We start from the raw sequence: 18,005 nt of genomic DNA, 5'->3' as shown, positions 1-18,005 counted from the left end.
ACTACTGATTAACAAGAGTATTAGCCGTTGATCATATAAATTGGACACAGGAACTCAAATAACCGTTAATTAAACTAAGATTAATTAAATCAAATTAAAGTAATCCCAAAATTGTAAATTTCGTAGATTTGGGGCATTAAGAAACCATTATGATTGCATCCATCCAATTGAATGCGGTCAACGGTTGGCACTGAACACGGAACCTCCGAACTGTAAACCACCGATATGAGCAAATTAAACTTGCCGCCCTTCTCATTGGGCGAAACCATTACCCCCGAACAACGCCAGTTTTTCAACAAAAATGGCGTCATCGTTTTTCGGAATTTTATTAATCCAGAAACGGTAAAATTATTCATTAGCGAAGTTGAGCGTATTGAAAAAGAGTGGCTTGCTGAGGGACGAGACAAAGTTAACGGTATCCCTCTGAAATTCGGTCAGGATGAGGCCGGCAATTCGATGATTCAGCGGATGTGCTTTCTGTCACAATACAGTACCGCACTCCATGAATTTTTGCAGGACCCACGCCTTCAGGCCGTTATAGACTTACTTCAACCCTACGAAGGTCGTATTGCTGAAATCGAAAAAGACGGGCTTATTCTCAATCATTACGTTCGCACACCTAACAGTAAGTTCTCGCAAATGGGTTGGCATACCGACAGCCCGCGCGACATTTTCCTGGGTCAGCGCATCATGCCGATGCTCAATGTTGGCATTCACCTGAACCCAACTCCCTACGAAAATGGTGGACTCCGCGTAATCCCCGGCACTCACAAGCAGGGTATCTTCAAAATGTTGTTCCGCAAAAAGTATTTCGTTGATAACGAGCCAGATAAACACGAAATCGGCTTCGATATTAACGCAGGCGATCTGTCGGTACATGATGGTCGGCTTTGGCACCGGGCGCAACAGTCTCCTTACGTCGGCGAGGCCAGCCGTCGTCGCGTCATGTACGTACCGGTTGTAACGGGTAAGTACATGCCGAAGCATGAGAATAGCAAAACGCCGTTCTACCACCGGTTCATTTCGAAAGTCAACATTTAATTTGAAGTCGAAAGTCGTCAGTCAACAGTCGTTAGTAACTTTTACATTTACTAACGACTGTTGACTGACGACTTTCGACTTTTTTTATTCTTATGGCCTACGCTCTCGTTACAGGTGCCAGTAAAGGAATTGGATTAGCTATTGCCGAGCAATTCGCCCGTCGGAAAATGGATCTGGTGTTGGCTGCCCGCTCAGAAGGACAACTACAGGAAGCCGCTACCCGAATTGCCAGCCAGTACGGCGTTAAAGCCAGCTACTACGTAGTAGACTTAGCGAAACCAGGTGCCGCACAGGAATTATTCGACCATTGTCAGGCGAAAAAATACGACATCAATACGCTGGTAAATAATGCGGGCTATGGTCTCAGCGGACCCTTTGAGAAGCATTCACTCGCTGAGCATACCAGTATGATGGCCGTTAACATGACGGCTCTTGTTGAGCTAACGTATCTCTTTCTGCCACAACTTCGCCAGCAGCCCAAAGCCTACATCCTAAACATTGGTAGTTCGGCAGCGTATCAGGCTGTGCCAGGTTTAAGTTTGTACGCAGCCTCCAAATCGTTTGTCCTCCAGTTCAGTCGGGGTCTTCATCAGGAGCTACGACGCTCGTCGGTTTCCGTTACCTGCGTATGCCCCGGCTCCACCGATACCGACTTTGCCAACCGGGCCCAGATCGGTGAGAAAGGCCGAAAGGCGGCCGAGAAGGTAAATATGACGCCCGAAGACGTAGCACAGCAAGCCGTTGAAGCAACGCTGGCCGGTCAGACGGAACTCGTCACGGGCCTGCTCAATAAAGCGGGCAAACTGATGGCGTGGCTGCTACCCAAAGGGCTGGTTGAAAAGACGGCTGGGAGTATCTATGATTAGAACCTGGCTACTTATTTAGTATATTTGAGTAGGTAAACATTAATCTCCATGTCAGCAACTGAAACAAAAACTGCCATTTATCAGCTTGTCGAAAATATTGAGGACGAGCAGTTTTTACAGGCGGTTTATACCATTCTGGAGAAACAAGTAGCGTCAAAACAAGATTTCTGGAATGATCTGCCAGACGATCAGAAAGTAGCTATCAAACGTGGCATGGCTGATGCTGACGCAGGCCGAGCAAGGCCATTTCATGAAGTTTTACAAAAGTACCAGTAATGACGGAATTTGATATCCTCATTACCGCTCAGGCCGAAGCTGACCTTGATAAAATTATTGAGTTTATTCGTCAACAATGGTCAGACAGTATTAAAACCGACTTTCTTGCAGCCTTTCCCAAAAGATGCAGCTGTTGACAACTACGCCTTTTATGTACCGAGCTTCGGAAATCGAACCAACGGTGCGAGAATGTACAGTCAAATCGCTACGTTACTATGTATTATCGAGTCATTGACGATCATAAACGGGTAGAGATTTTGTCGTTTAAAGATAATCGTCAACAGAATAGGCGCCCATAAGTTTCTCCTTCTCAATAACGGCTAATTTCACCGAATAAGCTGGCTTCACCCACAAATGGCACTTTATTGGCCATAGTAGAGTTGTACACTTAAATAACTTCAATTTAGACGTTGGCGTTGGAGACCCGACCGTTGGTTTAGAAAGCCTTGCCTACCGTTAAGTATCCGGCATTCGACGTCCAGCCAACACATGCAATTTACCGATTTATCATTAATTGACCCGATCCTGAAGGCCCTCGCCGAAGAAGGATACACCACCCCAACCCCTATTCAGCAACAAGCCATACCCATTTTGTTGGAACGCCGTGATTTGCTGGGCTGCGCCCAGACCGGCACCGGCAAAACAGCGGCTTTCGCCATTCCGATCCTCCAGTTGCTCAACGCCGAACGTAGCAAGAATCCCACGGCTCCCCGACGAATTAAAACCTTGGTTATGACGCCAACGCGCGAGCTGGCGATCCAGATTGCGGAAAGCTTTGCGGCTTACGGCCGACACCTGAACCTTCGCCACACCGTCATTTTTGGGGGTGTTTCGCAGCATGCGCAGGTAAACTCGCTAAAAGCAGGCGTCGATATTCTGATTGCTACCCCTGGTCGGTTACTCGACCTGATGAACCAGGGCTGGGTATCGCTTCGCGATGTGCAGTTTTTCGTACTCGACGAAGCCGACCGAATGCTCGACATGGGCTTTATTCACGACGTTAAGAAAGTCATCACGAAGTTGCCCGAGCGTCGTCAGTCGCTGTTTTTCTCAGCCACTATGCCGCCCGACGTAGCGAAACTCGCCGATACGATTTTACGGAATCCGGCTAAAGTAGAAGTGACGCCCGTTTCGTCAACCGCCGATACAATTCAGCAAGCCATGTATTTTGTGGGGAAAGACGACAAGCGTAAACTGCTTGTGCACATCCTCAACGACCAGAAAATCAAGTCGGCACTGGTTTTCGCCCGTACCAAACACGGAGCTGATAAAGTAGTGAAAGACCTCTTGAAAGCAGGTATTGGCGCCGAAGCCATTCACGGCAACAAATCGCAGAATGCGCGTCAGCGGGCACTCTCGAATTTCAAAAGCCGGGAAACACGCGTGCTGGTGGCTACTGATATTGCCGCACGCGGCATTGACGTGGATGAACTCTCGCACGTAATAAACTACGAACTACCCAACATTCCCGAAACCTACGTTCACCGCATCGGTCGGACGGGCCGGGCGGGCCACGATGGTATCGCGCTTTCGTTCTGCGACGCCGAAGAAACCGATTTCCTGAAAGACATTCATAAACTAATCGGGAAACGCGTTCCGGTCATTGAAGATCATCCATACGTTCTCGACGTAGCGACGGCGGCTATGATGCCCGCTCCAGCTCAACAGCGGGGACGGAACGGCAGTGGCCGACCAGGCAACCGAAATGGAGGCCAGCAACGTACCGGTGGCGGCCGCTCAAGCAACAGTCAGCCATCGGGATCATCGAACAATAGTGGTCAAGGCCGCAGTAGCAACAGCCGCCCTGAAGGACAAAGCAATGGGTCGTCATTCCGACCATCGGGCAACACGGGATCAAGTCGGCCGAGTAGCGACACACCCCGCCCGAGTCGAGGCACGGGCAACAGTCGCTTCAGCAATACAGGTTCTGACCGAAACTACTAACAAAAATCCCCGGATGTGTCATCCGGGGATTTTTTGTTTACGGTAGTAATAATCTTTGGCAATCAGTGGAGTAACAATCGCTTTCTTATTGATCATTTTCAGGCGACCCAACGACAAACTGACTGATTTTGAGTTTATCAATTCAGGTACAAATATTGGCTACCCTCACTGCTTTCAATAGTACGTATTTTTCTATGGATTTTGACTTCAACAACATTTTTGTAAAAGATCTGAACTGGAGCTTTGCCGCTGAAATTGTTTTCAGGACCCTTATCATGTTTGCCGTGATTCTGGTTTTTCTGCGATTGTCTGGCAAAAAGGGCATCAGGCAGTTATCAATTTTTGAAGTAGCCATTATTATTGGGCTCGGCTCGGCCGCAGGCGACCCTATGTCTAATGAGGAAAATGCCATAGTACCCGCTTTACTTGTTTTTGCGACCATCCTCCTTTTCTACCGGTTTGTCACCTGGATGGCAACTAAAAGTGAACGATTCGAAAGTATTCTGGAAGGTGATCCAATTTATGTCATTGAAGATGGCATGTTTGTTTTGATAGAAACCAATGAACAGACCTACGCCAAAGATGAGTTCTTTTCCGAAATGCGGCAGCAAAACATTGAACATCTCGGACAAGTACAAACCGCGTTACTGGAAACGAATGGTAATGTCAGTTTTTTTTACTTCGAGGATAGCCAGGTAAAATCGGGGCTACCCATTTTGCCAAAGGTATATTTGACAAAGAGTTCATCTATCAATGAACCGGGTCAATACGCCTGCACTACCTGCGGCCATGTTGAGCATATAAGTGCCAGCACCCATTCCTGCAAACGGTGTAAGGAGAAGGAATGGGTTAAAGCGATAAAAACACTACGACGAACCTAACTTTTGTGCTACGTTCGTTTAGATCTTTAAACCGTAGCGCTGTGTTTATCGTTTGGTAATGACCCTTTTCCCATTTTTGTATGGCTCATTATCAAAATCTTCACGACTGGAACGTATCGCCCGCTCAGGCTGTCACGCTGCAAAATCAGCTACGTTCACAAATACGCATTGAGCCGCTACAAACTATACCTCAGACCATTGCGGGTTGTGACATTTCGTTCAACAAGTTTGAGGAGACGGTCTACGCCGGAATTGTCGTTTTGCGGCTTGATACCTTAGAAACTATTGAAGAAGCGGGAGTAGTTAGTACGGCTCCGTTTCCCTACATTCCGGGCCTGCTGTCGTTCCGCGAAATTCCGTCCCTGCTGGAAGCGTGGCAGAAACTAAAAACTGAACCCGACGTCGTGATGTTCGATGGCCATGGTACAGCGCACCCCCGCCGGATCGGGATTGCGTCCCACGCAGGTCTGTTTCTGAATCGGCCCACGTTCGGTTGTGGCAAGTCGGTGCTGGTGGGCAAATACGACGAACCAGCGCTAGAACGGGGCTCCTGGTCGCCCATGCGGCACTACGGCGATGTCATCGGTGCAGCACTACGTACCAAAAATAAAGTTAATCCGGTCTACGTCTCACCCGGTCATCTGATTGACCTGGAAACAGCTATTTCCCTAACGCTTCAATGCAATGGTGGATACCGCCTTCCCGAACCCACGCGCCGGGCGCATAATCTGGTAAATGCCTTACGGAGAGGTGAACAGGCTGCTTCTGTTTGATGCATACACCACAAAGGGCCGCACTACATTAGCAGCACGACCCTTTGCGAAAATCCTTTAGCATTCGGTTTTGCCCTGGAGCCGATTAAGGCTTCGGGCACAGATTGAGTGTGGGAAATGAGTGAATAGAGGCAGAGCCGCAGATAAACGCTTTGTATTATTGGCAAATTTCTACATATGATTACCCGAATGCCATCAAGGCTGGGTGAGTGGCAGGCTTTTCTGGGCGAGTAACCTGTTTTCTAGGGTGGACGGTAAATGGGTTCATTTATATGCAGCGCTATAACGATAGTTCTAGCCTTACACGGTTAGCTCTTCGGCGTGTTCTACATAAACTGGCAAAAACAATAACCCAAAAAAACCTGCCATTCACCCTATGATTACGACAACTGGCGGACATGGGTTTGTGAAAGCCGACTTTATGGTATATGTTGGCCGCATTTATTCCTGCTCATGCCCCACCGGTTTGCTACGTATCTGACCCTGTTTTACTGGCTTCCCTTTTTGGTGATCGCCCAGCGGGTAGAAACTGTGCATGTAAAACACTTGCCGGGGCCGTATCTGCGCTTCGATCAGGTAACAGTCAATAATGAAGCGTTCAAGCAAGCCTACGATAAAAGCCTGCAACTTCAGGATAGCCAGGGGTATTTGTGGTTTGTCAGTACACCTAATGCCTCGGAAGAACTGATTCGCTACGATGGCAATCATTATAAATCGTTTGGTTCGGAGGGCTGGGTCGTTCATGAATCCGATAATTCGCGAAGCGTCAAGGAAAACGAGCGTCATGAAATCTGGGCGGCCAACAAGAATGGCCTATCCCTGTTCGACCCGATTACAGAAACTTTTCGTTCTTTCCGTAATCCGTTTGTGAACCAGCAAAACATTCAGTTCTGGGTGATGGGTAAAGAAGGGCTGAACTGGTTTATATCGAATGATCCCCTCGAAAAATTACCCATCAAGCCTTTTTTCGAGTTTAATACCCGCACCCATAAATTCCGCCAGATCATTCCGTCTACTCTCATAAATGGGTATACAAAAAAAACGGAAATCTATACCCCGGCAACCTTTTTTCCGAAAGCCGTGGATGCACAGGGGCGCCTTTGGGGTAGCGTCAATTGCCTTATCAATACGGTACTTACGGTTAACCTGGGTTATTACGATGCAGCCACGAACGCACTGGTCTGGTATCCAATTAGCCGGTTTATGGCCCCCCAATTTGAAAAAACGGCAGTTGGCCAGCATTTCGATGCCATCACCGACGTAATACCCGATGGCCGATACGTTTGGTTCGGGAGCTGGACACGCCTGGGTATTTTGCGGCTAGACACACAAACCGGCCAGTGGAAACAGTTCTATTTTCCGCAGGCCGACTATAATCAGGTTTTCCAGATTATTCCACGTAATGATCAGCAGTTCTGGCTCAGATGCCCCACCTCGCTGGCCCTGTTCGACAAAACCACCGAATCGCTTTATACCTATCCGCACCAACCTGATAATGCCTTTACGCCCACGCGTGGAACCTATTCCTATACGCCCGGCAACAGCAAGTCGCTCTGGATGGGCTTGTTTGCCACCAACCATGATGCCACGCTCAGTGTACTCAATGAATCGAAACAATATTTCAAATTTAAAGGCAATACACCCGAAACCTTTCGGGTGATCTATAAGAAAGGGCGAAAGCTGTATTGCTCCTACCAGGCTGATGGTCAGCTCATTTTTGCGGAACAGGATGAGGTGAGCCATACCCAAACCCGGCTCTACAGCTTGCCACTGAACGGCTTTACGGAGCAGGAATTCTACGTAGCGTTTCCCGATCGTCTCAATCAGGCCCTGTGGATAATTGGAAAGACATCCGCGGGTGCGCTGTTTCGGTTTGATGCCATTACGCGAAAAGTTGAGCCCGTAAAAGCGGTGATCCAGGGACTCCCACCGGGCGAAAACCAGACCAGCGATTATAATGTATTCCTGACCGTCGTGCAGGATCGGCAGGGTAATGTCTGGTTTCCGTCTTTCGGGCGGCATCCAGGCAACCTCCTCAAATTCGACAGCCGTACGAAGCAGTTCGTTGGTTTTCGGACGGGAACGCATGGCCTGTTACAGGGATCGATTCGGTCGGCCGTAGCGGATCGAAATGGGCGGATCTGGTTAGGTCATCGGGTAGGTGGTAACGTACAGCAGTTCGATACCCGAACGAATCAGGCAACCACCGTTATGGAAAATACCCACCGGCTTGGCACCGACCTCATGGAAATGGTCGAGGATACAGCCCGAAATCTGATTTGGCTGGCTCGATACGATGATGGACTCTGGAAATATGATCAGCGAAAAAAGGCATTTCAGCAAGTGATCCGCGAACCCGTGCTCCGTGTACATCTGACGAAAAATGGCAAGCTTTGGCTCAAAACGCTTACGGCTCTTGTGCGCTACACTCCCGAAACCGGCCAAATATCCCGATTCGGTTCGGAGTATGATCTACATAACTTCAGTTGGTTTCCGTTTGTAGGAACCGAGGATGGTGAGTTTTTTTTCGATAAGTTTCGCTTTCAGGATCAGGATATCAAACCCGATACGATAAAACCCACTGTCGTGTTCAGTTTCGTTAACGTATTCGACAAGCCACTTCCACTAGCGCACAGCCTGAACTATACCGCCAATAAGAAGCGGCCAGCCCTTGAATTACAGTACGATCAGAATTTTTTTTCCATTGGCTTTTCGGTTCTCTCCTATTTTCAGGCCGATCATAACCAGTACGCTTACCAATTAGACGGTTTCAACAAAAACTGGGTGAATGTTGGGAACAAACCACTAGCCACATTTACCAACGTACCACCCGGCATCTACCAGCTACGTATCAGAGGCAGCAACAGCGACGGTCTTTGGAGTACTGTTCGTACGCTGAAGATCGTCATTCACCCCCCCTACTGGCAAACATGGTGGTTTCGCACGTTGATGGCGCTTATATTTATGGGCTTTCTCTATTCAGTGTATCGTTTTCAGCTAGAGCGTCGAACGTTAAAAGCCCGCTTAGAAGCAGAAGAGGCCAAACGTAAACAAAAGGAAGCCGAATTGAGCGAGAAAGAAGCGGCTTTCAAGCTCAAAATCTCGGAAACGGAAATGGCGGCACTACGTTCGCAAATGAATCCTCACTTCATTTTCAACTGCCTCAATTCCATTCAGTTTTTTACCGCGCAGAACAACGCCGAGAAAGCTTCTGAATACCTCACCAAATTCTCCCGGCTGATTCGGCTCGTACTGGAAAACTCCAAATCCGATAAAGTCACCCTCGCCAATGAACTCGAAACCCTGCAACTCTACATCGATATGGAAGCGATGCGTTTCCAGGAGAAAGTCCACTACGTTATTAACGTAGATGATGAGATCGATACGTATGCCGTGCAAATTCCACCCCTGCTGCTACAGCCCTTTGTCGAAAATGCGATCTGGCATGGCTTGATGCACAAAGACGAAGGGGGCACCGTATGGATAGACGTGCAGCAAATGCACGAAGACCTACTGCACATCGAGATCACCGACGATGGCGTAGGCCGGGAAAAAGCCGCCGAGTATAAGAGCAAATCCGCCACGAAAAACAAATCATTTGGCATGAAACTCACCGCCGAGCGCATTGAGCTAATCAATCAGTTGTATCATACGCAGACGCAGATCGAGGTGGTCGATTTAGTGGATACGCAGGGGCTAGCGTGTGGAACCAGGGTCATTGTTGACATTCCGATTTAAACAGGCTGGTTAATCTACTCCCATGATAAACGAGACAAATGACTATTCACCAGACTGCCGATCCAATCATTCACGCAGTTCTTTACCAGTAATTTCATGCTAAGCGCCGTTCTTATCGATGATGAACCCAATGCCGTTGGCTTATTAGAACTTCGGCTTTCCCAACACTGTCCTACCATAGATGTGGTCGCATCCTGCACGAGCAGCCACAAAGGGTTGCAGGCGATTCTCGACCACCGGCCAGACGTCGTATTTCTAGATATCGAGATGCCGCAAATGAATGGCTTTCAGCTACTGGAAGCCGTTGGCGGTATTTCGTTCTCGCTGGTGTTTGTTACGGCTTATGACAAATTTGCCCTGAAAGCTTTCCGGTATAGTGCTGTCGATTATTTGCTGAAACCCATTGACACACAGGAGTTGATCCAAGCGGTTAGCCGGGTTGAAAAGCAGCAGAAGACTACATCGGAGCAGGTAGCCCATCTCAAACAACAGTTGAGTGCACCTGCGAAAGTGCTACCCGATAAAATAGCACTGCCCTATCAGAATGGTGTTACGTTCGTGGACATCAAGGACGTAATTTACTGTGAATCCGATGACAATTACACCAAATTCCATTTAACCGATGGCCATAGTTATTTAGTAACCAAATCGCTACGTGAAATTCAGGAATTATTCGAAGAGCGGGATTTTCTGCGGGTACATCGACAGTATCTCATTAACCTCAATCACATAAAAAAATTCGTCAGAGGGGAAGGCAACTACCTGGTGATGGCGAATCAACAAACCATTCCCGTATCGAGGGGCCAGAAAGACCGGCTCCTCGAACGGTTTGGCTGGTTGTAAAAAACAGATTCACCGGACGGTCGGCCGCGGCCGTTTTAACCCGGTGAATTCGCAAAGTTTTACTTCCCCGCCATCAGCACCTGTTGCATCTGTTCGGCTACAAGCTGGTTACCGGCGTCATTGAGGTGAACGCGGTCGGTGGTCAGGATACCTTTTTCTTTATTCTCGGGATTATTTTTGAGGTTATAGTCCAAGAACGCCTTGCGTAAATCAACCAGGGGCAGGTTATTGCGTTGGGCCAGCTCGCGGATAAACCGGCTATACTGATTGAGGTCGCCGTCCTGTTGGTTGGACATATCAGTTCGCTCACCAATGGTAGCTGGCGTACACAGGATAACCCGGATGTTGGCTGCTTTCAGTTTTTTCACAACCGCTTCGTAGAATTTCACGAACTTGTCCGGATCGGTGCCGGTTCCCGATGAAGCTTTGTGCCAGACATCATTAACGCCTACCCAGATCACCACGACGTCGGGTTGCTTGGCCAGTACGTCGTCATCCATCCGCAGGAACAGATCATAGATTTTATTACCACCGATACCGGCCCCGATGAGTTCGAACTGATCGGCAGGCATCACTTTTTTCAGGCGGTCGATATAGCCGCCGGGATTAACACCCGCCTGGGTGATGGAATCACCGAAGAAGACAACACGCGTCGGCTTGACCGCCGTCATAGCCAGCAAACCGGCTACAAGTAGAATTAACAGAGATTTTGAGATTGTAGTCATATTTCCTAAAGCCACAAGCAAATTCCCGTTACTCATTTTCATCTGGACTTATCTCACAAGCAACCTAATGTTACTAATAGAATACAGTTTCGTCTGATAACTGATCAAGTTTAGTACCTACTAAACCATAACCAATCGTCTGAAATCAGGGAAACAAAGCCGGTCAGATGGAAAACACCAACACGATGAGAGGATTAAACAAAGTGACATTGATTGGAAATCTGGGGAAAGATCCAGAAATACAACAGCTCGAAGGAAACATAGCCGTAGCCAAGTTTTCATTAGCCACTACCGAACAATTTAAAGACAAAAACGGGCAGTCAAAAACTGAAACGGAATGGCATACCATCGTGTTGTGGCGAAATCTGGCGGAACTGGCGCACAAATATTTGACCAAAGGAAGCCTTGTGTTTATTGAAGGCAAGCTAAAAACACGTAGCTATGACGACAAGGAAGGTAATAAAAAATACATTACTGAAATCGTAGCCGATCAGCTTATCATGCTGGACAAACAGTCGAATGTTCAAGTCGATGAATGAAATGTCGGCCAGCTAGTAGCTGGTTAGAAAAGTCTCAAACAGACTACACAGATAGATCAAATTTCTCATAAAAAAAACGCCACAGCATTAGTTTCGCTGTGGCGTTTTTTCAAGGCCAAAGACCTCATACCACCAAATTCAGCGCCAGCACGCCCAGTAGCCCAACGACGGATACAATCGTTTCCATTAATGACCAAGTGCGGATGGTTTGCGGAATAGTCAGATTAAAATACTCTTTGAAGAGCCAGAATCCGCCGTCGTTGATGTGCGAAAACATCAGGCTCCCGGAGCCAATAGCCAGCACCATCAATTCGGGTTTTATGGCCTGCGACTGAACCAGCGGCAGAATAATCCCCACCGTCGTTAAACCGGCCACCGTTGCCGACCCGACGCATACCCGAATAAAAGCGGCAATGCCCCAGGCCAGAATTAACGGCGGAATGGACGCATTAGCCAGCAGACTTCCGATGTATTTACTTGTACCGCTATCGCTGAAAACCTGTTTCAGCGCACCCGCGCCCGCAATAACCAGCAGAATGGGCGCAACGGCTTTAACGGCTTCTTCCATGTCCTTGGTGATAGCCTTCATTGTTTGCCCCTGCCGGAGGCCCAGCGCATACATCGCCGTTAACACTGACACCAACATGCCGATATAGGGTTCGGCCAGTAACGTAACAATGGTTTTCAGGGGAGAATCGGCGGGCAGTGCATTTTTTAGCGGGCCAAAGATCGTCAGCAATAATACAGGTAGCATAGCCACAAAAAAGCTGATGCCTGCACCAGGCAGATTAGTGTCGGGCACTTCCCGCAAATCGAATAAGGCCCGATTGGGTGTGGCTTTTACATGCAGGAGTGTTCGGCCAAAGAGGGGACCAGCGACGATGATAGCTGGAATCGCAACGATGATTCCATAGATGAGTGTCTGCCCAATATCGGCCTTGAGCTGACCTGCCACGGCCGAAGGCGACGGGTGCGGAGGCAGGTATCCGTGCGCTACCGACAAAGCCGCCAGCATGGGAACTGCCACCGACATGAGCGGCAAGCCCGACGAAGCCGCGATGGTAAACACAAGCGGAACCACAATGATGAAGGCGGCATTATAGAATAGCGGTATCCCGATGACAAACCCCGCCAGGGCCAGCCCCCAACGGATGTTTTTAATGCCAAACCAGCTAATCAGTACGTTCGTAATTCGTCGGGCAGCTCCACTTTCGGCCACGATTCGCCCCAGCATAGCCCCAAAACCAATAATCAGCACCAGATCACCGAGAGTACCGCCGATACCCGTCTGGATGGATTTACCCGCGGCTACTACGTCCATACCCGATGCCAAACCAATACCAAGCGAGACAAGAACGAAGGAGATAAATGTATCTAAACGTACCCAGGCAACTAAGAGAACAAGCGTCAGAATGCCAATTAAAGTTAGAATAAGGGGCATGAATGGAGGATCGGGTTACGGTGTAAAATGTAAGAAAGCGGGCTATTGCCGAAACGACAAAGCGTAGGTAGCGAGTTTTTCTACTTCATTGGCCAGCGGATTGACCACATCAAAAGGTACTACGTGCAAACGAGTGGTGGCATCGTAACCAAATACAGCCAGCGGCTGGCGGAAGGTTTCGTTAGCCGGATAAATCAAAAATAAATCGGTGGCCGCGTATTTCTTGCCATAAGCGTAAAGCTGATACATGTCGGCCTGTTCGATGCCATAGTTGCCGTTCGCAGTTGATTCCTGTCCATGTACCTGTTTCCATTTTGTATCAAGCACGAATGTCTGATTGGTATGCCGGATGACAATATCGGGCCGAAGTTTGAACTTAGGCGTGCCAATGTGTTCATCGACCAGATGTGCGGAGGATTCCTGAATTTGCAGTTCGTCGGCATTGGGCCAGTGCCGTCGAACACCATGCGCTACGTATTCTTCAAAGACCCGTTCCATCGGAAAGAGCAGCGACAGACTCGTCGTTCGACCCGCTTTGACACCATATCCCTGATTACCAAATAAAGCTTCAGCCCAACGCAAGGCAGATTCGTAGCGCGTAAACAGTCGATTTGCCCGTCGGAAAGCCCGTATATCATCAGCCATGCAATCCGTGACCGGGATGTCGTCCATAGCGCCTAACAACTGTTGGATTCGACGTTTATTGACCAGACTTGATGTTTGCCGATCTAAGAGCACCAGGGATGTTTTCAGAATACGATTAGGGGGTACGTCGGCGGTCAGTACGTCATACATAACCGCTAGTCGCTCAGCGTGTTGCGCATTTTCCCGCTGCTGACGTACTGCCTGAAATTTTCCTCTCCAGAAGCGTTCATTACGTTCAATGGATACGTAAGCCCGTTGAATACCCTGCCGGACTACTGGCTCCAGCGTGTCCAGAAAGGCCGTGATGAAAACTTCCCACAAGGGCAGATGCGTAGCTGTTGTATGCGCCGACGTGAGTGTTCGAAATGGGCCGTGGCGCAGGTACCGAAGCATCGTGAGCAGCAGCGCGCGAGCATTTGTAGTGCCCGCAATCTTTGGCAAAATTTCGAATTGCGTCCCATCCGACAACGTCAGCAGACCGACGTAGTTGCGAACCCGGATGTATTCACGACCTTTTTGCACGGTGAATGTCATAAGTCCGTCGGCGGCTTCATGCTCAAATGCAAACCGACGTAGCGCCTGAAAAACAGCATCCGGTACCAGCACCTCACCCGACCTTGGTTCAAGGGTTTGCTGAGCGTTGCCAATCAAGCCATTTTCAGAAACGGAGTAGGTCATAGCCTTATTTTATTAAACACAGAGGCACAGAGAACACAGAGTTACAAATTGTTTATTTTAAGTCATTTTGACCTTTGTGTTCTCTGTGCCTCTGTGTTTAATAAAATCATTTTACCAATTGATAAGCGCGAACTGGCTGCTGGTTAATACCGAATAGCAACGTATTACCAACGGTCAATACACTACGTACATCGCCCGTAAGTTGAAAACCGGCTTGTGACTGGGGCACTGGCGAAAAGTTACCTTTGCCGTCGCCCTTCAATAATACGCCATAGTTCGCATCGGAGCGACCAAATCGCAAACGCGTTTGCGCAGTATTACCACAAAGCAAAAGATCTTTTCGGCCGTCATGATCGTAATCCAGGGCCGTTGCGGTAAAGACAGGCGCAATCTGGGCGACTAGCGGCAATGTCATCTCGGTTAGTTTGCCAGACGACGTACTGGCGAAATACGTTGTTTTTAACTGATTGGCAGTCAACTTTTGCGTATCCTGCAATTGCTCTTCCGTAAACACATCCGTCAGGGTGGCGTTGGAGTAGAGATCGTAATTCGTGAAGCGATGACGTAGCATCCCGAGTTGATCGAGCAGTTCGTCGCGGGTGGCATGAGGATAGCTTTTGCCCTGTATGTAAAAACACAGAATCGGATCGACCTTACCATTCTTGTCAAAGTCTTTGTAGATCAATTCGGCGGGTTCGCGATCACTGGCCCGGCATTGAGTATTTACGCCCTGATTCCCAACGATCAGATCGGGCCGACCGTCGCCATTGAAATCATCGACCAACAACTTATTCCACCAGCCCCGGCTCTCTTTATCGAAATACGTTTTTGTCTGATCGGTAAGTTGGTTAGCATTCCAGCCCAGTACCGTTACGGGCATCCACTCGCCTACCACCACCAGTTCGGGTTTCTTATCAGCGTTAAGATCGACCCAGGCGGCATCAGTTACCATACCGATGTGCGATAAAGTGGGCGCTAAACGGCTTGTCTGATCGGTAAACTTACCCTTTCCATCGTTTATGAGCAGGTAACTCTGGGGCGTTTCGGGATAACGACCCGGCACCACCCGCCCCCCGACAAACAAATCCAGTTTTCCATCCCCGTTGATGTCAGACGCCCGAACGCAGCTTTTACTGGCGTTCATAACGGGCAAGGCATCAGAGCTTTTGGCAAAATTACCCTTCCCATCGTTCAGATACAGACGATCTTGCAAGCGTGCGTCATCGAGTTGAAAATCGCCGTATCCTCCACTGACAACGTAAAGGTCGGGAAAGCTATCAGCATTGGCATCGAAGAAAATAGCATCCGTGTCATTACTTAGTTTGTCGGCGGCAAAGGCTGATTGTTCCTTTCGACTAAACTGTCCGTTTGCCTGCTGTATAAACAGGACACCCGACTGCCCGCTACTGCCTCCCGCATAGACATCTTCCCGTCCATCGCCGTTCACATCGGCTTTGGCCAGGCAAGGTCCACCAAATGACTGTGCATTTACCAGCAACGACTGACGTTTAAAATCGTTCGTCTTATTAATCGGGTCCGTATAGGCCAATGGCGTTTTTATCTCCCGAAAGAGCACGGGCGCCGATTTGGGTTCACGATAGGTCGACGTAGTATCTTTTTCATTTAGCATTAGGAGTTGATCAGACTTCACGTTTGTCAGCAATTGCTGCTTGCCTGTGGGCCAAACGATACGTAGTGAATCTATAACAGGATCGATTCCCAGACCAAAATGTAACCGGGGCGACACACTCGACTGATACCCACGCGTCGGTTCCTGCTCAAGGTACTGTTGCTTTCCAGCGCGGTAGATCGTTACATTGGCACCGATGCCCTGCGTATTGGCTCCGCTACCGATCAGTCGTATGGACAGATAATGGTGCTTACGCTCCTTATTGGTTTCATTCTGAAAAATAAAGGCCGGTTGATTCGTGTTATTGACGATCAGATCCAGATCACCGTCATTGTCCAGATCCGCGTAGGCGGCTCCGGTACTATTCGATGTTTGCGTCAAGCCCCAGTCCGGGCCTGCGTTGCTAAACGACACCGTACCCGCCTGGCTACCACCCAGATTGCGAAACATATAATTCATTACGTTCGAAGAGGGTATTTTATGCACAAGCTCCAGCACATCCTCACGCCGAAAATTAGTGGGCCTGTTCCGCATATAATCGGTCATGTACTTCAGAAAATCCTGGTTGGTGTAGTCCCGAACGTAGCCATTGGTGATGTACAGATCTTTCCAGCCGTCGTTGTCATAATCCGCCAGCAATGGCGACCAACTCCAATCGGTATTTGATACGCCCGCCAACTGTCCTACTTCGCTGAAAATGGGCACGGAGCCAGGAGTGTGGCGTTCGGCGTTTCCTCCCTGCTCCCCGCTACCTGCCCTATGCATTACCCCTTCATTCAGTTGCAGCATATTCCGCATAAGCTGATAATGAAAGCCCGATGCTACGGCCAGATTAAACTTATCATAGTTGTCGGGAGCCATCAGCAGTTTCTGCCGCCGATTGTCTTCGGGGAGCATGTCGAGCGTCATGATGTCGGGGCGGGCATCGTTGTTTACATCGGCTACGTCGTTCCCCATCGAAAACTGCGACGTGTGACCAATACTGGTTTTCAAATGGTCGGTAAAGGTCCCGTTGTGGTTGTTCAGATACAGGTAATCCGGTACGCCATAGTCATTTGAAATGTATAGATCGGGCCAGCCATCCCCGTTAATATCCGACACGCCAACCCCCAATCCATACGTCAGTACCGAACTATTCAGACCCGCATTCTCCGTTACGTCGTCAAAATGATTTCCAGAATTTCTGAGCAGGCGAACGCCAATTTCAGGATTAGGCTGCTTCATCAAAGCGGCTGTAGCACCGGGGTCCAGAATTGGCAACAGACGCGGATTATGATTGAGCAGAAACATATCCAGGTCCCCGTCACGATCGTAATCTAAAAACGTGGCCTGCGTCGTCTGGCCGGGTCTATCCAGCCCCCATTGTACCGTTTGATCGGAGAAATGAGGAACGCCCTGCGCATCGGCCCCATCGTTAATAAACAATTGAGGAATACGCTTTTGAGGAGGTAAACTCCCCGAATAACAAACGAATAAATCAAGCCGACCATCCCCGTTGACATCGGCCATCGAGACACCCGTTCGCCAGGGCCCTTCGCGCCCGGCTACACCCGCTGCTGCCGTTACGTCGGCAAACTTCATGCCTCCTTTATTCAGGTATAACTGATTGGGAACCATGTTACCACTGAAATAAATATCTTCCAGACCGTCATTATTTAAATCACCGACAGCCACGCCCCCACCGTTGTAGAAATATTCATACATCAGGACGTTCGTGTTCAGTCCCTCGGTGAGATTATTGGCGAACGTAACACCCGTTTGCTCAGGCGTTAATGAGGTAAAGAGTGGTGGGCCACCCGCGTCAGCACTTTTGTCGGTTGATGTCGAATCGGAGCAACCAGCCAGAAAGGCAGTACTACTAAAGAAAAGTAAACGAATAATCGTTTTCACGTACGGCAGGCTTTTATTTTGGCGTAATGCGGGCAATCGGCCGCACTACAAAATTCTATTAAAATAAAGCAAAAAATGCCAGCACCTATGAGCAC

The 18,005-nt window shown here is 48.9% G+C and carries 13 protein-coding genes; 9 read left to right on the top strand and 4 right to left on the bottom strand.

The annotated features are described in order from the left end of the window. Positions 1 to 225 precede the first annotated feature (225 nt). The 8 genes from BM202_RS07350 (at position 226) to BM202_RS07315 (ending at position 10,362) form a co-directional block, all read left to right on the top strand. Positions 226 to 1,041: a phytanoyl-CoA dioxygenase family protein gene (locus BM202_RS07350; RefSeq protein WP_093824491.1), complete on the top strand. Its 816-nt coding sequence runs from the start codon at positions 226 to 228 to the stop codon at positions 1,039 to 1,041. Between the two features lie 92 nt (positions 1,042 to 1,133). Continuing rightward, a complete protein-coding gene (locus tag BM202_RS07345; protein ID WP_093824489.1) occupies positions 1,134 to 1,907 on the top strand; it encodes an SDR family NAD(P)-dependent oxidoreductase in 774 nt (257 codons plus the stop codon). 48 nt (positions 1,908 to 1,955) lie between these two features. After that, positions 1,956 to 2,183 (top strand): hypothetical protein, encoded by a 228-nt coding sequence (locus BM202_RS07340; protein ID WP_093824486.1) that lies wholly within the window; start codon positions 1,956 to 1,958, stop codon positions 2,181 to 2,183. 489 nt (positions 2,184 to 2,672) lie between these two features. After that, positions 2,673 to 4,127 (top strand): DEAD/DEAH box helicase, encoded by a 1,455-nt coding sequence (locus BM202_RS07335; RefSeq protein ID WP_093824484.1) that lies wholly within the window; start codon positions 2,673 to 2,675, stop codon positions 4,125 to 4,127. Positions 4,128 to 4,321: 194 nt separating this feature from the next. Then, complete coding sequence (locus BM202_RS07330; RefSeq protein ID WP_093824482.1) at positions 4,322 to 5,008, top strand: DUF421 domain-containing protein; 687 nt, start codon at positions 4,322 to 4,324, stop codon at positions 5,006 to 5,008. A gap of 80 nt (positions 5,009 to 5,088) precedes the next feature. Beyond that, on the top strand, positions 5,089 to 5,781 hold the full coding sequence (gene nfi, locus BM202_RS07325) for a deoxyribonuclease V (RefSeq protein WP_093824480.1): 693 nt from the start codon (positions 5,089 to 5,091) through the stop codon (positions 5,779 to 5,781). A gap of 453 nt (positions 5,782 to 6,234) precedes the next feature. Then, positions 6,235 to 9,519: a sensor histidine kinase gene (locus BM202_RS07320; protein ID WP_093824478.1), complete on the top strand. Its 3,285-nt coding sequence runs from the start codon at positions 6,235 to 6,237 to the stop codon at positions 9,517 to 9,519. Between the two features lie 96 nt (positions 9,520 to 9,615). Beyond that, on the top strand, positions 9,616 to 10,362 hold the full coding sequence (locus tag BM202_RS07315; RefSeq protein ID WP_093824476.1) for a LytR/AlgR family response regulator transcription factor: 747 nt from the start codon (positions 9,616 to 9,618) through the stop codon (positions 10,360 to 10,362). Between the two features lie 59 nt (positions 10,363 to 10,421). On the opposite strand, the gene BM202_RS07310 is transcribed toward BM202_RS07315, so the two are convergent. Beyond that, positions 10,422 to 11,087 carry an SGNH/GDSL hydrolase family protein gene (locus tag BM202_RS07310; protein ID WP_093825179.1) on the bottom strand — a complete coding sequence of 222 codons (666 nt, stop codon included), beginning with the start codon at positions 11,085 to 11,087 and terminating at the stop codon, positions 10,422 to 10,424. Positions 11,088 to 11,254: 167 nt separating this feature from the next. Between BM202_RS07310 and BM202_RS07305 the strand changes: the two genes are divergently transcribed. Beyond that, positions 11,255 to 11,626, top strand: a complete 372-nt coding sequence (locus tag BM202_RS07305) for a single-stranded DNA-binding protein (protein ID WP_245776554.1) — start codon at positions 11,255 to 11,257, stop codon at positions 11,624 to 11,626. Between the two features lie 124 nt (positions 11,627 to 11,750). Here the strand turns inward: BM202_RS07305 and BM202_RS07300 are convergent, their stop codons facing one another. The 3 genes from BM202_RS07300 to BM202_RS07290 form a co-directional block, all read right to left on the bottom strand. After that, entirely contained in the window at positions 11,751 to 13,067 is a 1,317-nt protein-coding gene (locus tag BM202_RS07300; protein ID WP_093824474.1) for a gluconate:H+ symporter, read from the bottom strand. Positions 13,068 to 13,109: 42 nt separating this feature from the next. Continuing rightward, positions 13,110 to 14,390, bottom strand: a complete 1,281-nt coding sequence (locus BM202_RS07295; RefSeq protein WP_093824472.1) for an McrC family protein — start codon at positions 14,388 to 14,390, stop codon at positions 13,110 to 13,112. 106 nt (positions 14,391 to 14,496) lie between these two features. Then, entirely contained in the window at positions 14,497 to 17,910 is a 3,414-nt protein-coding gene (locus tag BM202_RS07290; RefSeq protein ID WP_394333782.1) for a VCBS repeat-containing protein, read from the bottom strand. Positions 17,911 to 18,005: the final 95 nt, after the last annotated feature.

The sequence above is a fragment of the Spirosoma endophyticum genome, from assembly GCF_900112365.1.
Classification (GTDB): domain Bacteria; phylum Bacteroidota; class Bacteroidia; order Cytophagales; family Spirosomataceae; genus Spirosoma; species Spirosoma endophyticum.
The sequence above is the reverse complement of the archived record's forward strand: the minus strand, read 5'-3'. Positions and strand labels throughout refer to the sequence as shown.